This window comes from Candidatus Colwellia aromaticivorans (genome assembly GCF_003333305.1).
Classification (GTDB): domain Bacteria; phylum Pseudomonadota; class Gammaproteobacteria; order Enterobacterales; family Alteromonadaceae; genus Colwellia; species Colwellia aromaticivorans.
This window is the reverse complement of the sequence record NZ_QOLD01000056.1, coordinates 1-25,100: the sequence shown is the minus strand read 5'-3', so window position 1 is coordinate 25,100 and position 25,100 is coordinate 1. Positions and strand designations below refer to the sequence as shown.

At 37.5% G+C, this 25,100-nt stretch carries 22 protein-coding genes and 1 pseudogene; 7 read left to right on the top strand and 16 right to left on the bottom strand.

Annotated elements, in window-relative coordinates:
* On the bottom strand, positions 1-666 hold a 666-nt coding region (locus tag DWA31_RS08525), incomplete at its 3' end, for a DEAD/DEAH box helicase (protein ID WP_136037986.1).
* 908 nt (positions 667-1,574) lie between these two features.
* Here DWA31_RS08525 and DWA31_RS08520 point away from each other — a divergent pair.
* Positions 1,575-4,073 (top strand): sensor domain-containing protein, encoded by a 2,499-nt coding sequence (locus DWA31_RS08520; protein ID WP_210725575.1) that lies wholly within the window; start codon positions 1,575-1,577, stop codon positions 4,071-4,073.
* Positions 4,074-4,530: 457 nt separating this feature from the next.
* Here the strand turns inward: DWA31_RS08520 and DWA31_RS08515 are convergent.
* From DWA31_RS08515 to DWA31_RS08465, 11 genes and pseudogenes are all read right to left on the bottom strand, one after another.
* A pseudogene (locus DWA31_RS08515) lies at positions 4,531-5,965 on the bottom strand (IS1182 family transposase).
* 492 nt (positions 5,966-6,457) lie between these two features.
* On the bottom strand, positions 6,458-6,688 hold the full coding sequence (nqrM, locus tag DWA31_RS08510) for a (Na+)-NQR maturation NqrM (RefSeq protein WP_114326175.1): 231 nt from the start codon (positions 6,686-6,688) through the stop codon (positions 6,458-6,460).
* Positions 6,689-6,742: 54 nt separating this feature from the next.
* Positions 6,743-7,774: an FAD:protein FMN transferase gene (locus DWA31_RS08505; RefSeq protein ID WP_114326174.1), complete on the bottom strand. Its 1,032-nt coding sequence runs from the start codon at positions 7,772-7,774 to the stop codon at positions 6,743-6,745.
* A 315-nt stretch (positions 7,775-8,089) separates the two neighbouring features.
* Positions 8,090-9,313, bottom strand: a complete 1,224-nt coding sequence (gene nqrF / locus DWA31_RS08500) for an NADH:ubiquinone reductase (Na(+)-transporting) subunit F (RefSeq protein ID WP_114326173.1) — start codon at positions 9,311-9,313, stop codon at positions 8,090-8,092.
* A 30-nt stretch (positions 9,314-9,343) separates the two neighbouring features.
* Positions 9,344-9,967: an NADH:ubiquinone reductase (Na(+)-transporting) subunit E gene (nqrE, locus tag DWA31_RS08495; protein WP_114326172.1), complete on the bottom strand. Its 624-nt coding sequence runs from the start codon at positions 9,965-9,967 to the stop codon at positions 9,344-9,346.
* Between the two features lie 2 nt (positions 9,968-9,969).
* Positions 9,970-10,593 (bottom strand): NADH:ubiquinone reductase (Na(+)-transporting) subunit D, encoded by a 624-nt coding sequence (locus DWA31_RS08490; protein ID WP_114326171.1) that lies wholly within the window; start codon positions 10,591-10,593, stop codon positions 9,970-9,972.
* Complete coding sequence (locus DWA31_RS08485) at positions 10,593-11,363, bottom strand: Na(+)-translocating NADH-quinone reductase subunit C (RefSeq protein WP_114326170.1); 771 nt, start codon at positions 11,361-11,363, stop codon at positions 10,593-10,595. Before DWA31_RS08485 ends, DWA31_RS08490 begins: the two co-directional genes overlap by 1 nt.
* The gene (locus tag DWA31_RS08480) at positions 11,356-12,558 is read right to left on the bottom strand and encodes an NADH:ubiquinone reductase (Na(+)-transporting) subunit B (RefSeq protein WP_114326169.1); all 1,203 of its coding nucleotides are present in this window, start codon (positions 12,556-12,558) and stop codon (positions 11,356-11,358) included. Before DWA31_RS08480 ends, DWA31_RS08485 begins: the two co-directional genes overlap by 8 nt.
* A 2-nt stretch (positions 12,559-12,560) precedes the next feature.
* Positions 12,561-13,898: a Na(+)-translocating NADH-quinone reductase subunit A gene (locus DWA31_RS08475; protein ID WP_114326168.1), complete on the bottom strand. Its 1,338-nt coding sequence runs from the start codon at positions 13,896-13,898 to the stop codon at positions 12,561-12,563.
* A gap of 802 nt (positions 13,899-14,700) precedes the next feature.
* On the bottom strand, positions 14,701-15,891 hold the full coding sequence (gene fabV / locus DWA31_RS08470; protein ID WP_114326167.1) for an enoyl-ACP reductase FabV: 1,191 nt from the start codon (positions 15,889-15,891) through the stop codon (positions 14,701-14,703).
* Between the two features lie 195 nt (positions 15,892-16,086).
* A complete protein-coding gene (locus DWA31_RS08465) occupies positions 16,087-16,401 on the bottom strand; it encodes a BolA family protein (protein ID WP_114326166.1) in 315 nt (104 codons plus the stop codon).
* A gap of 223 nt (positions 16,402-16,624) precedes the next feature.
* Between DWA31_RS08465 and DWA31_RS08460 the strand changes: the two genes are divergently transcribed.
* The 5 genes from DWA31_RS08460 (at position 16,625) to DWA31_RS08440 (ending at position 21,188) form a co-directional block, all read left to right on the top strand.
* On the top strand, positions 16,625-17,830 hold the full coding sequence (locus DWA31_RS08460) for a methyltransferase (RefSeq protein ID WP_114326165.1): 1,206 nt from the start codon (positions 16,625-16,627) through the stop codon (positions 17,828-17,830).
* Between the two features lie 33 nt (positions 17,831-17,863).
* Complete coding sequence (locus DWA31_RS08455; RefSeq protein WP_114326164.1) at positions 17,864-18,439, top strand: YajG family lipoprotein; 576 nt, start codon at positions 17,864-17,866, stop codon at positions 18,437-18,439.
* A gap of 89 nt (positions 18,440-18,528) precedes the next feature.
* On the top strand, positions 18,529-19,128 hold the full coding sequence (locus tag DWA31_RS08450) for a peptidylprolyl isomerase (protein ID WP_210725574.1): 600 nt from the start codon (positions 18,529-18,531) through the stop codon (positions 19,126-19,128).
* A 222-nt stretch (positions 19,129-19,350) separates the two neighbouring features.
* Positions 19,351-19,680 carry a hypothetical protein gene (locus DWA31_RS08445; RefSeq protein ID WP_114326163.1) on the top strand — a complete coding sequence of 110 codons (330 nt, stop codon included), beginning with the start codon at positions 19,351-19,353 and terminating at the stop codon, positions 19,678-19,680.
* Between the two features lie 242 nt (positions 19,681-19,922).
* On the top strand, positions 19,923-21,188 hold the full coding sequence (locus DWA31_RS08440; RefSeq protein ID WP_114326162.1) for an AmpG family muropeptide MFS transporter: 1,266 nt from the start codon (positions 19,923-19,925) through the stop codon (positions 21,186-21,188).
* Between the two features lie 316 nt (positions 21,189-21,504).
* On the opposite strand, the gene DWA31_RS08435 is transcribed toward DWA31_RS08440, so the two are convergent.
* The 4 genes from DWA31_RS08435 to DWA31_RS08420 all read right to left on the bottom strand — a co-directional run bounded on the left by DWA31_RS08435 (position 21,505) and on the right by DWA31_RS08420 (position 24,198).
* On the bottom strand, positions 21,505-21,891 hold the full coding sequence (locus tag DWA31_RS08435) for a YacL family protein (protein WP_114326161.1): 387 nt from the start codon (positions 21,889-21,891) through the stop codon (positions 21,505-21,507).
* 101 nt (positions 21,892-21,992) lie between these two features.
* Complete coding sequence (locus tag DWA31_RS08430; RefSeq protein WP_114326160.1) at positions 21,993-23,282, bottom strand: hypothetical protein; 1,290 nt, start codon at positions 23,280-23,282, stop codon at positions 21,993-21,995.
* Positions 23,282-23,587: a DUF2249 domain-containing protein gene (locus DWA31_RS08425; protein WP_114326159.1), complete on the bottom strand. Its 306-nt coding sequence runs from the start codon at positions 23,585-23,587 to the stop codon at positions 23,282-23,284. The genes DWA31_RS08430 and DWA31_RS08425 overlap by 1 nt, the downstream gene beginning before the upstream one ends.
* 179 nt (positions 23,588-23,766) lie before the next feature.
* The gene (locus DWA31_RS08420) at positions 23,767-24,198 is read right to left on the bottom strand and encodes a hemerythrin domain-containing protein (protein WP_114326158.1); all 432 of its coding nucleotides are present in this window, start codon (positions 24,196-24,198) and stop codon (positions 23,767-23,769) included.
* A 341-nt stretch (positions 24,199-24,539) separates the two neighbouring features.
* On the opposite strand from DWA31_RS08420, the gene DWA31_RS08415 reads away from it, so the two are divergent.
* Complete coding sequence (locus DWA31_RS08415) at positions 24,540-24,842, top strand: hypothetical protein (protein WP_114326157.1); 303 nt, start codon at positions 24,540-24,542, stop codon at positions 24,840-24,842.
* Positions 24,843-25,100: the final 258 nt, after the last annotated feature.

The window sequence follows — 25,100 nt, the reverse complement described above, 5'->3', positions numbered from 1 at the left end:
TTGATTAACTAGGTCGATAGTAACCGTTTCAGCAGTAATTTGAATTTTTGCTGGATCCGTTAATATTTCTTCTGCAAGTATCTCTATTTCAGCAGGCATAGTAGCTGAAAACAATAGTGTTTGTCGGTTCTTTGGTAGTTTAGATATGATGCTTTGAACATCCTTAAAGAACCCCATATCAAGCATTGTATCTGCTTCATCTAACACAAATACTTCTAACGCCTTAAAATTTATATCGCCCGTTTCAATTAAATCCAATAACCTTCCAGGGGTGGCCACTAAAATATCAAGTCCAAGTGCGATAGAGTCAACTTGATCTTGTCTTCCTACACCACCATAAACAACCTTAGTTTTAAGCCCTAAACCATCAGAGTAGTTATCAATGTTTTGCATAATTTGCGAGGCAAGCTCTCTCGTGGGCGTTAGTATGAGCGAACGCGTGCTCTTAGCTTTGATATCTATTTTATTTCGTCCAAAATTATTGATAATAGGCAATGAAAAGGCCGCAGTTTTTCCTGTTCCCGTTTGCGCTATACCAAGAAGATCATTCCCATTAATAAGAGCTGGGATACATTCTTTTTGGATCGGTGTGGGCTGTTTATAGCCCTTAAGCCTAACGCGCTCAATAATTGACTCTAAAAGTGAAAATGCTTTAAATTCTGACATGCTGGCCCGGTATTTCTTAATCAATGGCTTATTATTCTAACAGAATGGTTTAACATATTTAAGGCGTATTCAAGGTGGCTGTTTCTGACGAATCCCCACAAAACATCTCACAAAAAAATAGTTCAGTAATCAAGTGTTCTGCCCCTTGATTTTTCTTTCACGGGTGGTTTGTTAAGGGATTAGATAATTAAAAAATGGATGTATTGACAGTAAGCCTTATAGAGCAAAGCATGTAGATTGGATTTACCTTCGGCCTTAGGTCAGCTTTCATATTGTGGCCGCCAGTTGGGATGATTTTGACTCGTAAGTAACGACCGCTTTAGGCTCAAACTTACCTCTATGAGGTGAAAACTTAATAGTAGTTATTGGTAAATTGTTAACCTTTTTATTTGTGCCAAAAGGGACTTCTTATAGCTAGCTAGAAAATACTCTAATTCTCACTGGATCGATGTTAACAAAGATACGAAAGCAGCACATTAGCACCAATAACTTTTTGAGCTATTCCTAGTGTTCAGAAGGCGTTGACTTACCTTTACCTTGATAGACATCAAAGCCACCACTATAGTCTTTAAATCCTGATGCGGTCTATCTTTACAGCTCTGGTAGGTATCCAAAGTGCGTATTGAGGGAGTTAGATGCTAGTTGCGTTTAAGGTCAAAGAACTGATAACTGGCAAAGTGCTCCTTAGTATCAATTATTGCTTTAGGGCTTAATTTGGCTAAAAACAAACAAAGTTTGGCAGAACGCTAAAGCAAAAAATAAACAAAGATGAATGTAGTCTTACAGCTTATGATCTATTTGAAGTATTCACATTAAAATAAGTAACACTTGATATGTTTTTTCTATAATATTAAAGAGTAAATAGTTTTTAAATAATGCTGAAATCTAATTCTCCTTAGGAAACTTTAATGGTTAAAAAAACTCCACAGCTTGATTGCCCACAAAACAATGAGAGTGAGCGTTTAGAGCTTATTATAAATGCTACTGGTGTGGGAATATGGGATTGGCAGATTCAAACAGGAGCTTTAACATTCAATGAACGCTGGGCAGAAATCATTGGTTATACTGTTGATGAATTACACCCTGTTAAGTTTGACACTTGGTCTAATAATCTTCATCCAGAGGATTTTAAAAAAGCGCAAAACCTACTCGAACAAATCTTTAACGGTGAACTTGACCTTTATGAAATTGAACTTCGGATGAAGCATAAATCTGGACATTATGTGTGGGTGCTGGCTTCGGGAAAATTAGTTGAGAAGGATGATGAAGGTCAACCAAAGCGCATGATTGGTACACACTTAGATATTACTGAACGAAAAAATAATGCATTAAAATTACATGAAAAAGAAGAACGCCTTTCATTGGCCACCGTTTCGAACGGTGTGGGAATATGGGATTTGAATCCTCAAACCGAGGAGTTAATATGGGATGATTCCATGTTTTCACTTTTTCATGTTAAAAAAGAAGACTTCTCTGGTGCATACGATGCGTGGGTATTCTCACTACACCCCGATGATAGAAAGCGAGCCGAACGAGAGCTTCATACAGCACTATCGGGAGGAAAAGACTTTGAGACAGATTTTCGTGTGGTTTGGCCAAATGGTGAAATTCGCGTTATCAAAGCTATTGCAAAGGTCTTTCGTGATAAGGCTGGAAAAGCTATTCGTATGCTCGGTATCAATGCTGATATCACTGATCTTAAGCTCACTGAAGAAAAACTCAAACTTGCCGCCAATGTATTCACTCACGCCCGAGAAAGCATCGCAATCACCGATACTACAGGTACAATCATTGATGTAAATGATACATTCACTGCTATAACTGGTTATAGTCGTGAAGAGGCAGTAGGACATACCACACGTATTCTTAAATCAGGAAGGCAATCCCCCGAGTTTTATGCCGATATGTGGCAAGCCCTATTAAAAGAAGGCTACTGGTCTGGCGAAATGTGGAACAGGCGTAAAAATGGCGAAGTCTATGTTGTAATGAGTACTATCAGTGCGGTACATGATGAGCAGGGTATTACTACCCATTATGTCTCCTTAAGTAACGACATCACCCCGATAAAAGCACACCAAGAGCAATTAGAGCGTATTGCTCATTACGACGTACTCACTAATCTACCCAATCGTGTATTACTGGCAGACCGATTATCTCAAGCCATGTTACAATGCAGCCGTCACGAGAAGTCTATTGCTGTTGTATTTCTAGATTTAGATGGCTTTAAAGCCATCAATGATGCCCATGGTCATGATATGGGTGATGAATTGCTGATTGCACTATCACTTCGTATGAAAGAGGCGTTACGTGAAGGCGATAGCTTAGCCCGTATAGGCGGTGATGAATTTGTGGCGGTATTAGCTGATTTAGCTAAAGTTGAAGATTGTGACCCGGTATTAAAGCGATTATTATTAGCTGCGTCTGAGCCTATTACTATTGGAGGCATTGTATTAAATATATCAGCCAGTATTGGGGTCACCCTCTACCCGCAAGATAATGTCGATGGTGACCAGCTCATGCGCCATGCCGATCAAGCCATGTATGTGGCTAAAGAATCGGGTAAGAATCGGTATCATTTATTTGATACGGCTCAAGATGATGCGGTTAAAGTCCAACGGGAAAGCCTAGAGGCTATTCGTAGCGCATTAGATAATCATCAATTTGTGCTTCATTATCAGCCTAAAGTTAATATGCGGACAGGTAGGGTGATAGGTGTTGAGGCGCTTATACGCTGGCAACACCCTGTACGAGGCTTATTGAATCCAATCGAGTTTTTGCCTGTTATTGAAAATAACCCCATGAGTATAGAAATGGGTGAATGGGTCATTGATACAGCACTGACACAAATTAGTCAATGGCAAGCAATAGAGCAAAAGCTCCCTGTAAGTATTAGCGTAAACATTGCCGCAGTACAATTACAGCAGCCTGACTTTACCGATAGGCTAACAACACTGCTAGCAGCCCACCCCGATGTTAAACCATGCTATTTAGAGTTAGAGGTACTGGAAACAAGTGCCTTAGATGATGTACAGCATGTATCAACAATCATGAATGATTGTATGGCGTTGGGGGTGAAATTTTCCTTAGATGATTTTGGTACAGGCTATTCGTCCCTGACTTATCTTAGACGATTACCAGCCAACCTAATTAAGATAGACCAGAGCTTTGTACGAGATATGTTGATTGATGTTGATGATTTGGCCATTATTGAAGGCGTAATAGCCTTAGCTAAATCATTCAAACGTGACGTGATTGCTGAAGGCGTTGAAACGATTGAACACGGCACTGCACTTTTACAGCTAGGGTGTGAATTAGCACAAGGTTATGGTATTGCCAGACCAATGCCTGCCAGTGATATTCCAGCATGGATTAATGGCTGGAAGCCAGATGTGATTTGGCAAAATTAAATAAATGGTAGGACAGCTTGAAGTCCATCGACTTTACACTCTAATCGGCCCCTTAGCAGATATGAATATGGCTCACAAAGGATGAGCGTTTTGTGGTATCAGTTAGCGTTCTGAGATGGACTCACACTGTCTATAATGTGCTTAAACGCCTCACAAGAGAGCAGAAAACTTCAGCTAATTTTGCCTCTAATATGATCATAGTTTTGGGGCAAGACCAATAGGCTGTGAACTGCCTTTAGTAACTCAAAACCTAATGTCAGCTTATGGCTCAGCCTGTGTGAAAACTAATTGCTGTAAGTTTTAACTATTGAGGTTTTATATCTGCTCTTTATAAGGCTTCGCGTAGCGAAGCCTATATTTATGAATATCCATGCTTTATATTTTTTATTAGTTCAAAATTGCTTATATTAGCTCGTGCTCTGAACATATTCCGATGTTTTAAAGGGAAACATCGCCCTTAGGCCACCATTAGTTCCTTCATCAATTTCTCTGTTCCAAATATACTGAGCGTTCTTTTTAAATTATATGCTAATACATACAGGTTCAATTCTGTACTGACATTTTTAAACCCTCTTGTTAACAGGTGCGTGGCTCCTGCCCACAACTTAATCGTTCCAAAGGGATGCTCAACCGTTTGTTTTCGTTGAAGCATTGCATCAGGCGTTGCTTTGAGTAAGGCTTCCATTTTTCCATATCAGCTTCATGGATCCAACGCCTCATTCTTCTTGGCTCTTTTTTAGAACGAGTACATTGACTTCGGATAGTACAATTTTTACAAGCCATTCCATTGAAGTAAATTTTGATATCTAACCCTCTTTCTATCGAATTTAATCGATGTTGAAGTTCATTGCCTTCAGGGCAAATATAAACATCATTCTCTTGATTATATTGAAACAGTGACTTGTTAAAAATCCCTTTTATTTCTGAGCCTGATGTATCGGTTTTAGGTACAAGAGTCGATACACCTAGATCTTGAGTATCTTTGATATCTTGTCGGCTGTAATACCCCTTATCTGCCAATATTGTTGTAACACTTTTCCCCAACGCTTTAAGTGTCAGTTTGGTCATATTGCACAACTGACCCCTATCTGTTGTATTGGTGACTTCGTGAGCAACAATTAAATGATGTTTCGTATCCACAGCGCTTTGTATGTTATAGCAAACAGCTCGTGTCATGCCCTGTGTTTTCATCAAGCGAGAATCAGGATCGACTGTTGATACTTGTTTATCAGGATGATTATTGACGACTAATTCCATCTCTTTTAGTTCAACGAGGTGTTGTTTTAGGAAATCTAATTTAGATTCAATATTAGCAATGTATTGTGATGCATTCTCTTGTGAATCTGACTGTTCAAGCTTCAAAAAATAATTATTGATATGTTTATCTACTCGCTCAATATGAGACTTCATTTTACTCGGTGTGTAGTTTTTATCTTTGTTGTTAGATGCCTTAAACTTACTACCATCAATAGCAACAGTCGCTTCACTAAACATATTGAATTTATGACACATTTGAACGAAGGTTTTACAGGTGTTTTAATCCCATGATGGTTATCTTTTCTAAAGTCAGCAATCGTTTTAAAGTCTGGTGATAAACGCTCCGTGAGCCACATAAGTTCAACATTGCGTTGTGTTTCTCGCTCTAGACAGCGTGATGACTGAATTCGGTTTAAATAACCATAGATATAAATTTTGAGTAATATCGCGGGATGATAACCAGGACGGCCAGTTGCTTTAGATTGAACACCTTTAAAACCAAGGTTTTGTAAATCTAACCCATCGACAAATACATCAATTACTCTAACAGGATTTTCTTTAGCGACAAAATCATCAAGCATCTCTGGAAAGAGGGTTGCTTGGGAGCGAGATAAACCTTTAATATGACGTGACATATAGACAACATATAATCAATTAACCTTATGAATATTATAGCAAATGTAGAGTGATTTGTTATCTTGGTTTGATATTTATTGATCATAAGTATTCGGTTTTTATTCGAAAAAGTGATCAAAACGTTTTCACACAGTCTGTGCTATCAGTTGACCTAGTGTTGAACCCATAGCTAACGTAAAGCGCACTAACTTGTCAGTTTAAATAAAGCTCTGCTCTTGATTTATACCAATCTCACTAACTATGTGAACATTTCTACTGGTTAAAACAGCCAACTACTTCGTTATTTATTTAATAATTAAAACCATTAGTTATTAAAATAAATGCCTTGTGTTTGGCCGTTTTTCCTGTGTATAAAATAGATCACCTAATTAATGAAACTGGTATTAGCAAACTGGATTGAGAATATTTCAGCTAAAAAAAAGGAAGGTGACTTATCACCTTCCCTTTCCATTTAAAGCTAAGCCATCGACCTCAAAAATAAAACGGCATAACTATATATTTGTCACATCAATTTTGTTTTTTAAGTTGCCTTCTAAAGCAGACTTACGTTCACGTTCTTGCCGTTTTTCGCATGGATTGTCACAATTACATTCTTTATCAATGCCAACACTGGCTAAACCACCACAACTTCCCGCAAGGGTTTTGTTTTGAAAAATATAACCTACTGCCATGGCTGCGCCAACAACAAGAAAAAAGACAAGGGTAATTAAAAAAATCATCATAATGGGTGTATACCTATAAATAGCTTCGAAACTAAAAACTCGCGACTTGAAACGTTACTTTAAATATTGTTTAAATTTTACCGTAAATTGTTCGCTAAAGCCATGTTCTGTTTTTGAAATAAACAAAGCGGCAATATTATTTTTAACCGCAAAAGCCATCCCTTGATCCATACCCATTACCATTAAAGTCGTTGATAAACCATCAGCAGTCATCGATGAGGGATGAATAACGGTGACAGAAACAAGATTGTGACTTATTGGCTTACCTGTAGCGGGATCAATAATATGAGAGAAACGTTGGCCATCGGCTTCAAAGAAATTTCTATAATCACCTGATGTAGCGACAGCATTGTCTTTAGGAATTAAAATCTGGTGAACAGCTCTTTGTTCACCAGAGGGATCTAAAATTGGTTTTTCAATAGCAATAGCCCACAACTCACCTGTGTGTTTAAAGCCCTTTAAACGCATTTCTCCGCCAATTTCCACTAAGTAGTTAACGATGCCATTAGCTTCAATCAATTCAGCAACTACATCAACACCATAGCCTTTAGCTATTGTTGATAAATCGACATAAAGATTAGGGATATCTTTGGATAATTGATTTCCTATTAAATGTAGGTTTTTCAAGCCAACTCGTGCCTGAGCACTAATTAATTCACTTTCACTTGGAACTTTTTCCGGGCGCTGTTCAGGACCAAAGCCCCAAAGGTTAACTAATGGGCCTACGGTTACATCTAGCTTTCCATTGCTTAGTTCACCTAAACGGATAGACTCTTTTAACACACGAGCAAAGCCGTTAGATACTTCAAAAACTTCCTCTGAATTGGATTGATTAAAAAGCGATATTTCAGAGTTAGGGATATAGGTCGACATCTCTTGATTGATTTGCTTAAGTGCCGCATCAATTTTGTCTTGTAGTTTTAATGCTTCTACTTGCTCAGGCATAGCAACTACTTTGACATTATAGGTGGTCCCCATAGTGCGCCCTTGCAATAATATTTCTTCTTTAGCTGAATCATTGCTCGGAAAACAGGCTGTGATGCTAATGGATAAAAGCACAAGTAGCATTAATTTAATTTTGTTCATTTCAACGTCCAAGTTTATTATTTATTTAACTACTCTAGATTCAGGAGAATGTGCGTCCTGCATTCTCTAATAAGTACCATCCATGGCACGTCGGCCTAGGATATAACCGGAATGACGCCTTGCTCAGGTAAAGCAGTTATATAAATAATAAAGACGACCTAAGTCGTCTTTATATATGAGATTCCAATTAACTGTATATTTAATCTTAAGCGTCGAATAGTGGCGCTAATTCAAGGCGGATGCACGGAGTTGACGTTAGTCAATGAGTACATCCAACGCGGAAGTAGCAGCAATAGGCAAGCTTAAAGTAAAATATTAGCCACCGAAGTCATCCAACATAATGTTTTCATCTTCTACGCCGAGATCTTTAAGCATATGAATAACAGCTGCATTCATCATTGGCGGACCACACATGTAGTATTCACAATCTTCAGGTGCTTCATGGTCTTTCAAATATTCTTCAAAAAGAACGTTATGAATAAAACCTGTCATGCCTTCCCAATTATCTTCTGGTTGTGGATCAGACAACGCAACATGCCACAGGAAGTTATCATTTTCAGCGGCTAAGCCGTTGTAATCATCTTCATAGAACATTTCACGTTTTGAACGAGCACCATACCAAAAGCTCATCTTACGCTTAGACTTCAAACGTTTAAGTTGATCAAAGATGTGAGAACGCATTGGAGCCATACCAGCACCACCACCGATAAAGACCATTTCATTTTCAGTTTCTTTAGCGAAGAACTCACCAAATGGACCAGAAATAGTTACCTTATCACCCGCTTTAAGACTAAAGATGAATGATGACATTTTACCTGCTGGTAAATGTAAACGTCCTGGAGGTGGCGTAGCGATACGCACGTTCAGCATAATAATGCCTTCTTCTTCAGGATAGTTTGCCATTGAATAAGCACGTAATGTTGGCTCATCAACTTTTGATTCTACATCAAAGAAACCGAAATGATTCCAATCGCCTTTATACTGTTCATCAATATCAAAGTCTTTGTATTTAACATGATGTGCAGGTGCTTCAATTTGAATATAGCCACCCGCTTTAAACGGTACAGATTCGCCATTTGGAATTTGAAGTTTAAGCTCTTTGATGAAAGTTGCTTTGCTATCGTTAGAGATAACTTCACATTCCCACTGTTGAACACCGAAGATTTCATCTTCTACTTCAATTTCCATGTCTTGCTTAACAGCAACCTGACAAGCTAAACGACAACCTGCTTTAGCTTCACGCTTGTTAATATGACCTTCTTCAGTTGGCAGAATATCACCACCGCCTGAATGCACGTCTACGCGACATTGGCCACATGTACCACCGCCGCCACACGCTGAAGGAATAAAAATTCCTTGGTCAGCTAGAGCACCTAATAATTTACCACCCGCAGCAGTAACAACTGCCTTTTCCGGATCACCGTTTATGCTAATCGTAACGTCACCGCTTGATACTAACTTAGACTTAGCAAATAAAATTACTAATACTAAGGCAATAACTATCGCTGTGAACATCGATACGCCGAGAATAATTTCCATCGACCTTTCCTTATATTTTTATCTAAATAGTTACAGTGAAATACCACCGAAAGAAAGAAAGCCAAAAGCCATCAATCCAGCAGTAATAAACGTAATACCTAAACCTTTTAAGCCAGCTGGTACGTCAGAATATTTCATCTTTTCGCGTAAACCAGCCATCAATACGATTGCTAACATCCAACCCACACCTGAGCCAATGCCGTAAACAACACTTTCGCCAAGCGTAAGGTTTTTTGCAACCATAAATGAAACTGCACCAAATATTGCACAGTTAACGGTGATTAAAGGTAGGAATATTCCAAGCGCTTGATACAAGGCAGGAAAATATTTATCTAAAATCATTTCCAAAATTTGTACTAAGGCGGCAATCACACCGATAAAGGTAATAAATGACAAGAAGCTTAAGTCGATAGAATTAGCAGGATCAGTAATCCCCATTATCCCATCTAATGCACCCGGCGCTAAAATGGCTTGGTAAATAACTTGGTTAGCAGGAACCGCTAAACCTAATACCACCACAACCGCAACACCAAGACCAATTGCCGTGCTAACTTTCTTTGATACCGCTAGGAAAGTACACATACCTAAGAAGAAGCTTAACGCCATATTTTCAATAAATATGGTTTTAATAAAAATACTTAAATAATGTTCCATGATTAATCTTCCTCAACTTGTTCTGGTTTCCACTGGCGAATAGCCCAGATAATTAAACCAATAACGAAGAATGAACTAAAAGGTAAAACCAATAAACCATTACCTTGATACCAACCATCGTTCTGAACCAATTTAAAGACTTCAATACCGAATACAGTTCCAAAACCAAATAGCTCACGGAAGAAAGCGACAACCATTAACACTGCGCCATAACCTAAGCCATTACCTATACCGTCTAAAAAGCTTATACCTGGTTTTTCCTTCATAGCAAAAGCTTCAGCACGCCCCATTACGATACAGTTAGTAATGATCAAACCAATAAATACCGAAAGTTCTTTTGATAATTGGTAAGAGAAAGCTTTCAATACCTGATCAACAACAATTACCAATGAAGCAATAATCGCCATTTGCACGATAATACGTACACTTGACGGTATTTGATTACGAATTGCAGAGATAAATAAGTTAGAAAATGCTGTTACTAGAATAACCGCAATAGTCATAACTAACGCATTGGCCATTGAACTTGTAACCGCTAATGCAGAACAAACACCTAAGACTTGTAATGCTATAGGGTTATTATCAACAACAGGTCCGAAGAGGACTTTTTTATTATCTGAAGACATTAATCAAGCCCTCCATTTTTAAAATTAGCAACGAAAGGACCATAGCCCTCAGAACCTAACCAAAAGCGTAATGTGCTAGTCACCCCATTACTGGTCAATGTAGCACCAGATAAAGCATCAACACCATGAACATCACCTTGTTTAGCGCCACCCTTAACCAACTGAATAGCAGGTTCACCTTGATCGTTATATATTTTTTTACCTGGCCATAAAGCTTTCCATTTAGGGTTCAGTACTTCAGCACCTAATCCCGGAGTTTCTTTAAGATCAGAATAAACAACGCTTCGAACGGTATTTAAGTCAGGAGCTAGACCAACAAAACCATACATTAGATCCCATAAACCAGAACCAACAATAGGTAATACAATGGTATCTAGCTGATCTTGATCATTTTTGACTAAATAGATAACAGCGCGATCTGCGCGACGGCTAAGGCCAGCCATATCATTTTCTGGCTTAGTACTTTTACTTGCATCACGAGAGTCTGAACGCTCGTCAAAGGAGTCTGTATCACCTTTAATAATCGCACCTGTTTTCAGGTCAATCATTTTAGCTTCAACAAACTTAGTATAAGTACCAACTATATCTGAACCTGCTTTTTCAAGTAGACCAGAAGCTTCAAGAATTTTAGTTTGCTTATCAAGTAATTTGTTAGCTTGCTGTAATGGTTTCAAACCAATTGCAGAAACAGACACCAGAGCAGCACATACCAAACAAACAACAAATACAAAACCTAACGTTTTGCCGACAGTTTCTTTATTACTAGACATTACGAGCAAGCCTCCGTTTGATATTGCCTTGCACAACAAAGTAGTCGAACAAAGGAGCAAACAAGTTAGCGAATAAAATAGCTAACATCATGCCTTCTGGGAATGCTGGGTTAACTACACGAACTAACACCACCATGACTCCAACTAAAGCACCAAACCAGTATTTACCTGTATTAGTAAAAGCAGCTGAAACAGGGTCAGTTGCCATAAACATCATACCAAAGGCAAAACCACCAATAACTAAGTGCCAATGCCAAGGCATTGCAAACATAGCATTAGTATCACTACCAATAAGGTTGAATAAGAAAGAAGTTGCAACCATACCAGCAAATACACCTAAAACGATACGCCATGAAGCGATACCTTTATAAAGGATGTATGCACCACCGAGTAAAATAGCAAAAGTTGATACCTCACCTACAGAGCCAGGAATAAAGCCCCAGAAAGCATTCCACCAATCAGCATTCATTGAGTAATCAACTAAACCTTGATTCGCTGAGCTCAACATTGTTGCACCAGAGAAGCCATCCGCAGCAACCCAAACAGTGTCACCCGAAATTTGACCAGGGTATGCAAAGAATAAAAAGGCACGACCTGCTAATGCTGGGTTTAAGAAGTTTTTACCTGTACCACCAAATACTTCTTTGGCAATAACAATACCGAAAGTAATACCGATAGCCACTTGCCATAAAGGAATGGTAGCGGGCAATATAAGCGCAAACAAAATAGAAGAAACGAAGAAACCTTCATTGACTTCATGACCACGCACGGCAGCAAAAAGCACTTCCCAAAAACCACCAACAATAAAGGTGATTGCATAAATAGGTAGGAAAAACACAGCGCCGTAAAGCATCATATCGAACGAACCAGAATCGGCTGTTAAAGCCCCCCCTAGCATGGCAAATAATGCTGTTTGCCATGTATCAGGAATTGCATAACCTGCAACTAAAGCATCTACTGCTTGAAAGCCGATGTTATACATACCAAAGAACATGGCAGGGAAAACCGCTAACCATACCGTGATCATAATACGTTTTAAATCAATACTATCACGTACATGCGTTTTACCTTTATTCACATAACCAGGAGTAAACAACCCCGTAGCTACCGCTTCATAAAGAGCAAACCACTTCTCGTGTTTACCGCCTTTTTCAAAGTGCGGTTCTAACTCTTCAATATACTTTTTCAAGCTCATGACTAACCTTCCTTTTCGATTGTGGTTAGGCAATCACGAAGGTATACGCCGTAATCTGTTTTGCCTGGGCAAACAAATGTACAAAGCGCTAAATCTTCTTCGTCTAACTCTAATACACCAAGTTGTTGTGCTGTGTCGGTATCACCGGCAACTAAATCACGCAATAACATGGTAGGTAAAATATCTAAAGGCATAACACGTTCAAAGTTACCAATTGGTACCATGGCACGTTCACTACCATTAGTGGTGGTGGTCATACTGAATAATTTCTTCGGAAAGAAATGAGACATATAAGCACGTGTTACTGAGAATTTATTTGGTCCCGGATACATATAACCAATAAACTCTTTTTCACGACCTTCAAGAACCAATGATACTTGTACATGATAACGACCTAAATAGCCGTGAACAGCGCTCGCGGTTGAACCCATTAATAATGAGCCAGAAACCACACGTATCTCACCATCAGTGACTTCACCAGCAGTTAATTCTGCTGTATTTGCACCAAGTACTGTACGAACTAAACGAGGATTCTTTGCCACAGGGCCAGCTAATGATATAACACGAGTGCTATCAAGCTCACCTGAAGTAAACAATTTACCAAAAGCAATAACATCTTGATAACCAAGGTGCCAAACAAACTTATCTGCACTAACTGATCTTAAGAAATGAATATGTGTACCAACTAGGCCTGCAGGATGTTTACCCGCAAATTCATTTACTTGAACCTTATCAGTAACTGGAATATTCGCACCTGGCGCTTTACTAACGAATACTTCTCCGTCAGTTAAACGAGATAAAATGGTTAAACCATTTTTGAACGCTTCCGCTTGCTCGCCAATAACAACTTCTGGATTAGCCGCAAGAGGATTTGTATCCATGGCGCTAACGAAAATTGCTGCTGCAGTCGAGTCTATTGCAGGTACTTTACTAAATGGGCGAGTTCTTAATGCAGTCCACAAGCCTGAATCAACAAGGGTTTTCACTACGTCTTCACGAGAGATAGAACCTAGTTCATTAGCTGGATAACTGGTAAACGTAATTTGATCATAGCCATCTACTTCAATAACTACTGATTGTAAAACACGTTTTTCACCACGGTTAATTTCTGTAACAACACCGGCAGATTGAGCTGTGAATTTAACGCCAGGATTTTTTTTATCTTCAAAAATCACCTGACCTTTTTTTACGCGATCTCCCACTTTAACAAACATGGTTGGACGCATACCCACAAACTCTTCACCTAATGTCGCAACGCTTTTGATGGACGGACCATCATGGATTACCTGCTGTGGTGCACCTTTTACAGGAACATCTAAGCCTTTTTTTATTGTAATCATAAACACTTGCACTACTTTTGATGGGAGTATAAAAATTAGTTCCTTAACCTACCTAATTAACATCAATACTAGAAAACATATAAATATCAACTGGATAAAACAAAGTCGCCAATTTCAGTGTATTTCAGCAAGACCAAAATTTCGCCCTAATAAAAATTTAAGGTTACAATTATTAGACCCACTGGCTCTAAGTTAAAATTTTCTGGCGCAAATACTACCACAAAAAGCCCTTTTTGTTCTACGACCAGCGATAAATTTTCATTAGACTTTAGGCTATAGTTGCATGAATTACCTATAAACAGCCTACAACAGGGGGTAGATAAAAGTCAGCAATTTATAGAATGACTACTTTAGTTATATAATTTCATCCCAACAGACTAATTTTGACAACAAACTTGAGAAAAACCGAGCTGACAAGTTCCGCTCAAAACCTTAATTCTCAATATTTAAAATTGGTGGTTCTTACTGTTTGATTTAAATCTAATTGGCAAGTCCATATTCCAGTTATAAAGATTAGCGAGCAATTGATCATCAAACATTGTCTATGCCAAAGGCAATAATTGATGATGCACAAATACATTAGTTAAAAATAATATTAGCCAACGAGAACAAGAAAAAGTGCTGTTTAATTCTTTATAACATGCGTGCTGAGATAGTTTTGGTTTAAATTATTAAATTGAAAGCGGTTAAGTTAACCACCTAGCCGTTTTTCAATTTTGACCAACTAATGTATAAAATCAAGGCATAAAAAAACCGATGACAGAGCATCGGTTTTTTAGAGTTGATTTAATGTTTAAATCACTTAACTCAAGTTGTTAATCTCAACTTCTGGGCTAAGGTCTTCATCATAGTCAACACCATCAACACCAAAACCAAACAGTTTTAAAAATTCATTATGATAGCCAACATAATCAGTCATATCATCAATAGTGTCTGTATCAACACTATGCCAAATATCAGTAATACGTTGCTGAACACTGTCTTCAAGCTCTTTATAGTTTTGACGGAAGCGTCCTTGTTCATCAAGACGTGGACTATCGCTATAAATATTCTCTTTAAATAAGTTACTTATTTGTTCAATACAACCTTCATAGGTACCATCAGCTTTCATTACTTTAAACATAGCTGAAATATAAAGTGGCATAATTGGAATTGCCGAGCTTGCTTGTGTTACGACGGCATTTAAGGATGTAACTCGAGCTTGTCCATCAAGGCTAGCTGTTGCAGCGTTAATAGCGGTTGCAGCTCTGTCTAGATCTTCTTTAGCTTTACCAATAGTGGCTTTGCCGTAAATTGGCCATGTTAGCTCTTTACCAATATAGGTATAAGCAACAGTTTTAACCCCTTGTGCTAATACGTCAGCCTCTTTTAGTGCGTTTAACCATAATTCCCAGTCAGCGCCACCCATCACATCAATAGTGCCTTGGATCTCAGCTTCATTAGCTGCTTCAACAGAGATTGAATCAATAGTACGTTTTGAAGTATTCAAGTTTTTAGTTGTGACACTTTGGCCAATTGGCTTTAACGTTGAAGCGTAAACCTCACCGGTATCTGGATCTGTTCTGCGTGGTGATGCCAACGAATAAATCACTAAATCAATTTTACCCATATCAGCTTTAATGGTTTCAATTGTTTGAGCTTTAATCGCATGAGAAAAAGCATCGCCATTAATGTTTTTTGAATAAACACCGGCTTCGTCAGCCGCTTTTTGAAAAGCAGCGGTATTGTACCAACCTGCTGAACCGGTTTTTCTTATCGTCGGTGGCTTCTCAAAGAAAATACCTAGCGTACTGGCATTATGACCAAAAGTAGCAGTAATACGTGAAGCCAAACCATAACCAGTAGAAGCACCAATCACTAAAACATTTTTTGGGCCAGCGTCACCATATGCTTGACTTTTAACATAAGAAATTTGTTCTTTCACATGAGCTTCACAACCAGCTGGGTGAGCGTTAGTACAAATAAAACCACGAATTTTTGGCTTGATTACCATAAGAAAACCTTTTTAGATTGTTTTTATAAAGAATAAAAATTTTCGCTATTGTACCTTGCTCTAAGATTAAAGAGGTACGACCAGACAAGCAAGTTGAGCTTGCCGTTACGATAAAGAAAAGTAACCAGTTACGAAGTACTTACCGAGTCATTGCTGAACTTCGAAACTACTGCACTTGTTACTCGCAACTCATCGTTATTTTCCACCACCTAAGCAATTTGGCGACAAAGGCGTGTTTGCGGCATAATAATCATGCCATTCTTTTTCCGTATAGGTGTGTAAGGCTAAGGCATGAATTTTTTCAGCCAACTCTTCTGCCAACACAGAATTAACGGCACGATGACGTTTGATTAGTCGTTCAGATTCAAAATGATTTGAAACAATGGTTACTTTAAAATGAGACTCACTACCCGGTGGGACGTTATGATTATTACTCTCGTTAATCACATCAAGGTGTAGCGGTGAAAACGCGGACAAAAGCTTTTTTTCAATGGCTGAAGCTATAGACATTATTTTTCTCTAAAAAAGGGGAGACACTAGTAATTTTAGCTAACTTACGACGAGATGCTACGTATGGAAACACAAAAGCACTCTATTTACAGCTAACTTAATGGTGTCATTAAGATTTTATTTTAATAAATTTTAGTTCCTAGAAGCAACAAAAATTAACGCGATATCGCTGTAAATATGTCACAATAGCTTACCTTCATTTATTATCACCTACACCTTTACTATGTTAAGCCCCTTCTTTGTCAATGATAAACAACTAAAACTTTCCCGTTTTCCTTTAGCTCAAGTGAACCGTAGTTTACAAGCTTGGGATGCAAGTGATGAATATTTGCTTAATCATATTAAAGATAAACAGTTAATTTCAGATACTGCTCGAGTACTCATTTTTAATGATGCCTTTGGCGCACTAGCCACAAGCTTTTGTACGCCACTAGATTTGAATTTACCTAACGACTTACCTAGCAATAAAACTGAAGTTTTTTGTATTAATGACTCCTATGTCAGTAGTCAGGGCATCGCTCATAACATGAGCCAAAACCAACTAAATGATGCTAACGTCACTCAACTAAATAGCTTAGATTCATTACCCGCTAATATTGATGTTATTTTATTTAAAATACCAAAAAGCAAATCCTTATTGATTGAACAATTGCTCCAAATAAAAGAAAGTATTGAGCAGTATAGTGTAGATAAAAATACTGTCTTTATTGCCGCCGATCGCGCCAAAGACATTCACCGTTCTACGTTAACATTGTTTGAAAAATATTTAGGCACTACTACAACATCATTAGCGGTAAAAAAGGCCCGTTTAGTCTTTTGTCAATTTGACCAAAAACAAACACATAAATCTCCTTTCCCAACCGTTTGGCCATTAACGAATAACACCTTGAATCGTGATTTTGTTATTAGTAATCACGCCAATGTTTATGCAAGAGAAAAGCTTGATATTGGCGCCCGTTATTTTATTGAAAATTTGCCTAAGGTGAACCCAAATAGTCAGGTTATTGATTTAGGTTGTGGTAATGGTGTTATCGGTTTAACTATATTAGCCAGTCAACCAACTGCGTGTATTCAGTTTATTGATGAATCACATATGGCCATCACTAGTGCTCAAATTAATATTGAAACGAATTTGCCAGCGTTAGCAACGCAATGCCAATTTCATTTAAATGATTGCCTAACCAACATAGAAAGCAATAGTGTCGACTTAATTTTATGTAACCCCCCTTTTCATCAACAAGCAGCCACTACCGATCATATTGCATGGCAAATGTTTAAAGATAGCCATAGAGTATTAAAAAAAGGCGGCGAGTTGAGAATTATTGGCAATCGACAATTGGCTTATCACATCAAATTAAAACGGATTTTTGGCAATGAAAAACTCATTGCAAGTAATGACAAATTTGTCACACAATCTGCAATTAAATAATTTTTTTTCAAACATAACAAGCGAACTATTTAAATGAAATCAACAAAAAACTTACTACCCATCGCCTCCTTAGTCATTACTTTTTTATTAAGCGGCTGCGCTAGTGCCCCAAGCCATTTAATTATTGCACCTGAAATTATGGCACAGTCAGTCATTCAACATGTTGATCAGCAAGCAACACTTAATGTTATCGATATGCGTACAGCAAATCACATCGTTCAAATATTACGTGAAGGTGAAGCTGCAACCTTATTTTCTGCCCAAGAAAGACTTGAAAATATTATCAAAAATAGCTTGAGTAAACATTGGAAAAATCAAGGTTTAACCATTCAAGCTAGTGCCGTTAATTCAATTAATGTCGCTATCGAAAAAGCGATTATAAGTGTTACGCAAGAAACAATGAGCTATCAAGTACAAACAGAAATAGTGCTAAAAGTAAGCATTAACAATAGCGTACAAACACTAACAAGCATTTTTAACAACCGTGGTAACAGTGAAGGGCCTTTTAAAGCTGACATTGCAGTATTAGAGCGTAATTTCAACCAACGTCTAGCCAATTTACTACAGCAAATTTTAGCCAATGAAAAAATCAACCACTTTTTGAAATAAACCAATTAGTTTAAATATATACCCGTTCCACTTGAATATGCATGATTCAGCTGGAATTAGAGCGGGTATAGCTCAATCGAGATTATCCAATGAAAAACATTATAATTATTGCTACATTATTTTTTACTATCGTATTATTTAACATGCCAATTCACGCTAAAAATATTGCTATTGATCCAACCAATATTTTCCCGAAAGTAAAGTTAGAAACATCAATGGGGATCATTATTGTTGAACTAGATCGAGTTAAAGCACCAATTACCGTTGATAATTTTTTGACCTATGTGATCACTGGCGAATATAACAACACAATTTTTCATCGCATTATTGAAAATTTTATTGTTCAAGGGGGTGGTTACGATGTTGACTTTACCCCAAAAAAACTGAATAAACATATCATTAATGAATCAGGTAATGGTTTAAAAAATGAGGTAGGCACCATTGCTATGGCTAAAGAAAGTCGCCCTCATACAGCCAATCGCCAATTCTTTTTTAATCTCAATGACAATACTAGTTTAGATCCTGGCAGGCGCTGGGGCTATGCCGTTTTTGGCGCTATAACTGAAGGTGAAGAAGTACTTGAAGCCATAGCAAAAGTAAAAACGGATTACAACGAAACAATTGGTTGGGAAGATGTACCTGTAGAGCCGGTAATGTTGCTCAAAGCAACATTACTACCTGCAGAATAGCAGAGTCTCCTATACTAAAGTGTCATAAAAAACATCCTTTATTTTTTTGACAAAAAGCCGATTATCACCGATAAATAAGAGTAATAGTTAATCATTAAAGCGTGTAATTTTATACTCATCACGTTCCTAAATAAAGTGATGAAATCACACGTCACCAATCAGATTAATATTTATTTTAAAATTATAATATCGGAAGCAAGGAGAGCATCCAAGGAAGTATTCATGATAATTGAGCAGTTTATCAATGGAAAAATCAAACAAATGAGTGCTTATATAAGCGCGGTCAGTGATCAGACGTTACATTACACTGAGTTAGATCAATTCATCGTTGATACTATGGAAGAATGGGCGTCTTTAAATGTCACTGATATAACACCAAATTCAGCGCAAGAGCGAGTATTTTGGCATTTAATCCATGAAGTGAGTCTACACGGCGGTCAAGCCTTGCAACAAAATTTATTTTTCAAAAGCGAAATGAATACCTGTATTGATTTTTTTAATGGCATTGGTAGTTACCCTATTGATTGCATCGGTTGGCGACCTATTGCTTAAGTTTCACATTCTATTCAAGTAAAGCTATTGATGAATAGCCATATTTCCTGACAATCAAGTAGTTTATCGACGTATGAACGTTTTATCCCTGATTTTATTGACTCCCCCATAGACTACTAGCGCTCAAACAGCACAAAATAAGTGTAGATGAACAATTACAAATGTAATAACACGCTTCTGCTTAGAACAACACTCTGATAAGCTTCAACTTATAAATTACCTGTTAAATAAGCTACCTGTGAATGCCCTCATCTTTTAAACAAGCTATTCTAAACAAGCGAATGCTGATCTGTATATTTACTGGTTTTAGCTCAGGCTTGCCCTTGTTTGTTCTTTACCAATTAGTTCCCGGCTGGTTAAGAGATCAAGGTGTTTCTTTAGCTGAAATAGGTTTGTTTTCATTAATTGGTATCCCTTATGTGTGGAAGTTTCTTTGGTCGCCATTAATGGACAGATACTCTTTAGGAGGGCTAGGCAGAAGACGCAGTTGGATGTTAGCCACACAAGTTTTACTACTGATTTCAATTGCCGCCTTTGGCTTGGTTAATCCGGTAGAAAATATCTGGTCAGTTGCCTACCTTGCTGCCGCGGTTGCTTTTTTTAGTGCCAGTCAAGACATAGTACTTGATGCTTATCGACGAGAGCTATTACCTGATAATGAATTAGGTTTGGGTAACTCTATTCATGTGCAAGCTTATCGGCTTTCTGGTTTAGTACCAGGTTCATTGGCATTTATTCTTGCTGATCACATCAGTTGGCAATCGGTTTTTATTATTGTAGCCGCCTTTATGGTGTTAGGTATTCTACTGACACTATTTATTAAAGAGTTAGAGACTGAACACAACGCTCCTAAATCATTGCGAGACGCTATTGTTTTACCTTTTAAAGATTTTATCCAAAGTAATGGCTTAAAATCAGCGGGATTTACTTTGGCTTTTTTAGTGCTATATAAATTGGGCGATAATATGGCCACCGCACTGCAAACACCCTTTTTTATCGATATGGGGTTTAGTAAAACAGAAATTGGTGTTATTGCCAAAACATCCTCAATTATTGCCATGACAATAGGTATAGTCGTTGGTGGCATAGTAATGATAAAACTCAGTATAAACCGCGCCTTATGGCTGTTTGGTTTTGTACAAATTGCCAGTATTCTAGGATTTGCAGCACTGGCTGAAATTGGCCATAACAACTATGCTTTAGCGATAGCAATGGGATTTGAATACCTTGGTGTAGGTTTAGGTACAGCGGCTTTTACTGCCTTTATCGCCCGCACAACAAACCCTGCTTTTGCCGCCACACAAATAGCACTTTTTACTGCGCTAGCGGTTTTACCGAGAACATTTGCTAATGCGACAACTGGTTTTATAGTAGAACAAATAGGCTGGACTCAGTTTTATTTTTTATGCACCGCCTTAGCTGTTCCAGGTATGTTAATGTTATTTAAAGTAGCACCTTGGCACGAAAAAACTGAACAAAAAGTAATAGAAACAAAAACAGGAGTATAAAATGATCAAGCTGTTCTTTCTTTTACCCGTAATTATGTGCGCTATTTGGTGGTGGTATTTAGATAATAGAGGTTATAACTTAAAAGAAGGATTAAAAGGTTTTATTTACATATTAACTTTTAATGCTGTTCTTATAGTATTTTTGGTGATGATGATCTGGCTTACACATTAATTATCACTTTACTCTGTAAATTTAACGGCTACCGCTCATCTTTATTGTTGTTCAACGTGTTTTATATGATATAAATCGAGACTTTTCTGTTCCTGCTCAATCTAAATTACAGCACATTTATAAAACCAAGCTGATACTAATAATTTACAAAGGTAAATTATTAGTAAACTTTGACCATGAAAGTAATAACGCTCTAAAGTCTTCAATACCACAGGCAGCACTTTCATTTTCATCATAATGAATATGATCAACTGTTAACATTTCAGACAGAGGCTCTGCACCATTTAAACTAGCATTAGTATGGATTTCTACGTCACCTTGGCTAATAGCAACTGAATATTCATGGCCAGTAATAACAACTTCACTTTGCTGACCTTTTTCCACATTATCAATGGCAGTTAACAGTTGTGCTAACTTAGCACTATTATGACCAAGCTCAACTTCAATCCACGGACCAACGACTTCATGCTCTAAAGAAAAGCGAGCTTTTGCCTCGCCTGTTATTGCATCATGTATAAATTCATATTCCATAAGCTTACCACTTTATATTGCTTAAAAATCGATTAGTAACCTTCTTATATTGTAGCAAAAAATTAAGATTTTATCGGTCAAAAGCGCTAATTATATTCAAGCTACTCATTAACAAATGAATTAATTTTAGTTAGTGTTAAAAAGTACAGACGCATTGCTTTAATCATAAGGTAGAGCAACCAAGAAAATTCAATTAACAATAGCAATGATAACAGCCAATAAGCACTTGGTATCACTAGTGTATAAAACAAAACCATGCCAGTCATAATATGTAAATAAAACAACCATTGGCCGTGTTTTTTATTTAAAAAATTATGCATATGAGGAATAACTTGCATGGCAGAGAAGTTTATCAAACACTTTTGCTGTAAATGGGTGTAACTTAGAAAAGGTAATATTTTTAATAACATTCCTTGGATCACAGCAATAAGATAAAAATAAAGATAGATAGCCGTAATGAGTAGCGTTTTTTGTTGACTAACAAGCGGAGATAAATACTTGTTTGGCGTAAAATAAAAAATATTTAATCCAATCAACGTTAAAGCCGCTAACTGCCAAAAACGAATGGTGCTATCTGGTATTTTCCGTTTTCGCTTCGAAATAACCAGCAACAAGCTTAAGGCAAAAACACCGTGTATTAATACAATAATAGGCACAACAAATACGGGTTGAAAAAAGGCAATAATAAGTAGAATAAACAATGAGCTAGGTAGGTATCGGCTGATTAATTTAGGAAAACTAGGCGCCACATGAAACATAGGGATCACTTGAAAGCTAACTGAAATAATAAGCAAACTTCCCCAACCAGCCAAACCAAACAAAGCATGGTTATTCGTTAGCATTTTTCCCATACCATTAATACTGATAAAACCAATACTCTGACTGAGTAATCCCGCCCCTAAGAGTAGCACTATAAATAAAGCGCTCATTGCTAATCGAAAACCAATGATAGAATCACCTTGGCTAAGCTTCTTTACTAACACCCAAGCAAGGGCGAAAAAATAAACGCCTATGCTACAGACAAGAAATATCAGTGAACTAATCGCTAACAGTGTACTTGGCCAAATAAAATTAGCCATTAAACACAATGTCCCTATAACCAAAGTGCTATGGCAAAAATAAACAACGAGTCTAGGCTTAACAATACCAACTCCGCCAATAACGGGTAGTAATTGTAAGAGTGCCCCCATCATCACCATGGTAAGAAAACCAAGCGTAAAACCATGAGTAAGCGCCAACATGCTAGGTTGCCAACGGCTAAGCCATAAAGCCTCGCCTGAGAAAAGTATCAAGAAAGCGCACAGGATTATAAAAATAGGCGCAGTGAGAAAAAAGCGAAAAGGTAAATCGATAGGCGGTAGCGCATTAAAAGATAAGCCATTAATGTTCATTAACTTTTACCTTTTACTAAGCCACTTGTTGTCACACCATTTGTCACCAACCATTCATTAAATACGGTTTGTGCCTTTTGATGAAAAACATACAAAGTTATATCATCTTGTGCATGCACTACACAATGGTATGAAAAACCAGCGTTATTAAGTTTTTCATAAAGCGGAAAAGGTTGCCGCCTATGTTTTATTAACAAGCACTCTTGCGCTGTTAACCTTGCCAAATGCGTTAAAATCACAGTCATAGGCTCAGGTGGTGCTAACGCGCTAACGTCGACCTTTATAAATGTTAAGTTTGCGTACATAGAAAATAGTTACAAATAATACCAATTAAATTAATTAATGGATCAATTTTTAGTGAGGATAAATTTTCAAGAACAAGGTGCTTGATTGACCAATAGCGGGCTATTGGGATTGAAAGCAACGACGTTATTGGATATTTAGACCATTTAAAAAGATCACTTAGTTAGTTTGATTGGTATAATTAGCTCGCTTGAAATTGTGCAATGATTTGCTCACCATCAGCGACATTTTGTTCCATCATAGGGTAAAGCATCATTTCTTCTTTCATATTATGCTGCTGCATCATCACCATCAGTGTTTCTGATAAACCTAAATATTCATCTTTGTCTTGAGCAGCTAACGCGTTATCCAAATCTTGTACCAAAGCACGCATTTGTTGGTGCTCCATACGCATAACTTGCGTTGGGCCTGCAGTCATGCCGGTTGCTTGTTCAAACTTAGGAAATAAAATATCTTCTTCTTGTCCAAAATGCTTGGTTAACTCTAATGCAAAGCTTTGCCATTTTGTTAATGCTAGTGACCAATCAGCTTTAGCTGCTGCAGCTTCAGCTTCAGTAAAAAGCTCATCACATTCTCGGTGTTTGCTAGTCATAAATTCAGGGATAGATGTCATGAAAAATCCAGTTATAAAAAGTATATAAATAGATTTTAACCAATACCATAAACAATGCTTTGACCTGCGATAAAGAACGCCTTGAAAGCTGCGATTTTTAAAGAGATTAATAAACTCAGTAACCCTAAAGTTAGGCTGTTATCTATACCTTTTCCACATTGTTGAGCAAAAAGATGTTCAATATATCGCCATTTTTTTGATGTGACACTCCTGAAATAAAAATGATTTACATTTTCCCAAGGCTTATCTCACTTCTGCTATAATATCGTCAATGAGTAAATGTATGTTAAAAAAGTTACAATGTACCTTATTAATTAAGCATCTTTTGAGTGAGTCTACGCATGAAAATGAGTAAAATATGCCAACGTTTAAACATGAAGTTATTGGCGGTATTAACCCAAATCAATGAAGAGGCCAAAGAGCAAGTCGATGGCTTTAGTCATTTAAGTCATACTGTTCAGTTCGATTGCTTTCCAAGTAGTTTATTGGTGCATTGCCATTTTAGTGAGGCGCAACAATTGCGTGCGGCACAGAGCAGCCATGCTGAAACCAAATTACAAAAACAGTTGCAGAAATTACTTTTAAAAAAAGGGATTGTGTTAAAAGACCCAAAAATGAATTTAATCCTGCAAGGTCCTGCTTAGGTTAACTCATAGGCAGTAGTTGCCACACTGCCGACCTAAATTAGTCCTAAAAATCAGGCTGATTTATGTTCCCTTAGATACGGAAGCTGACGTTTCACTATTTCGTTTTTATAACTTCTTGGGACAACTAAGAACTAAACCGCTCCGCGGTAATGGTGACCTTGGCAAGCACCGTCTCCCCCTATAACACATTCACTTTTTCCTACACTAAGTTTTGAGGCATGTCGCCTCATCTTAGATTGGAGAATATCCCATGAA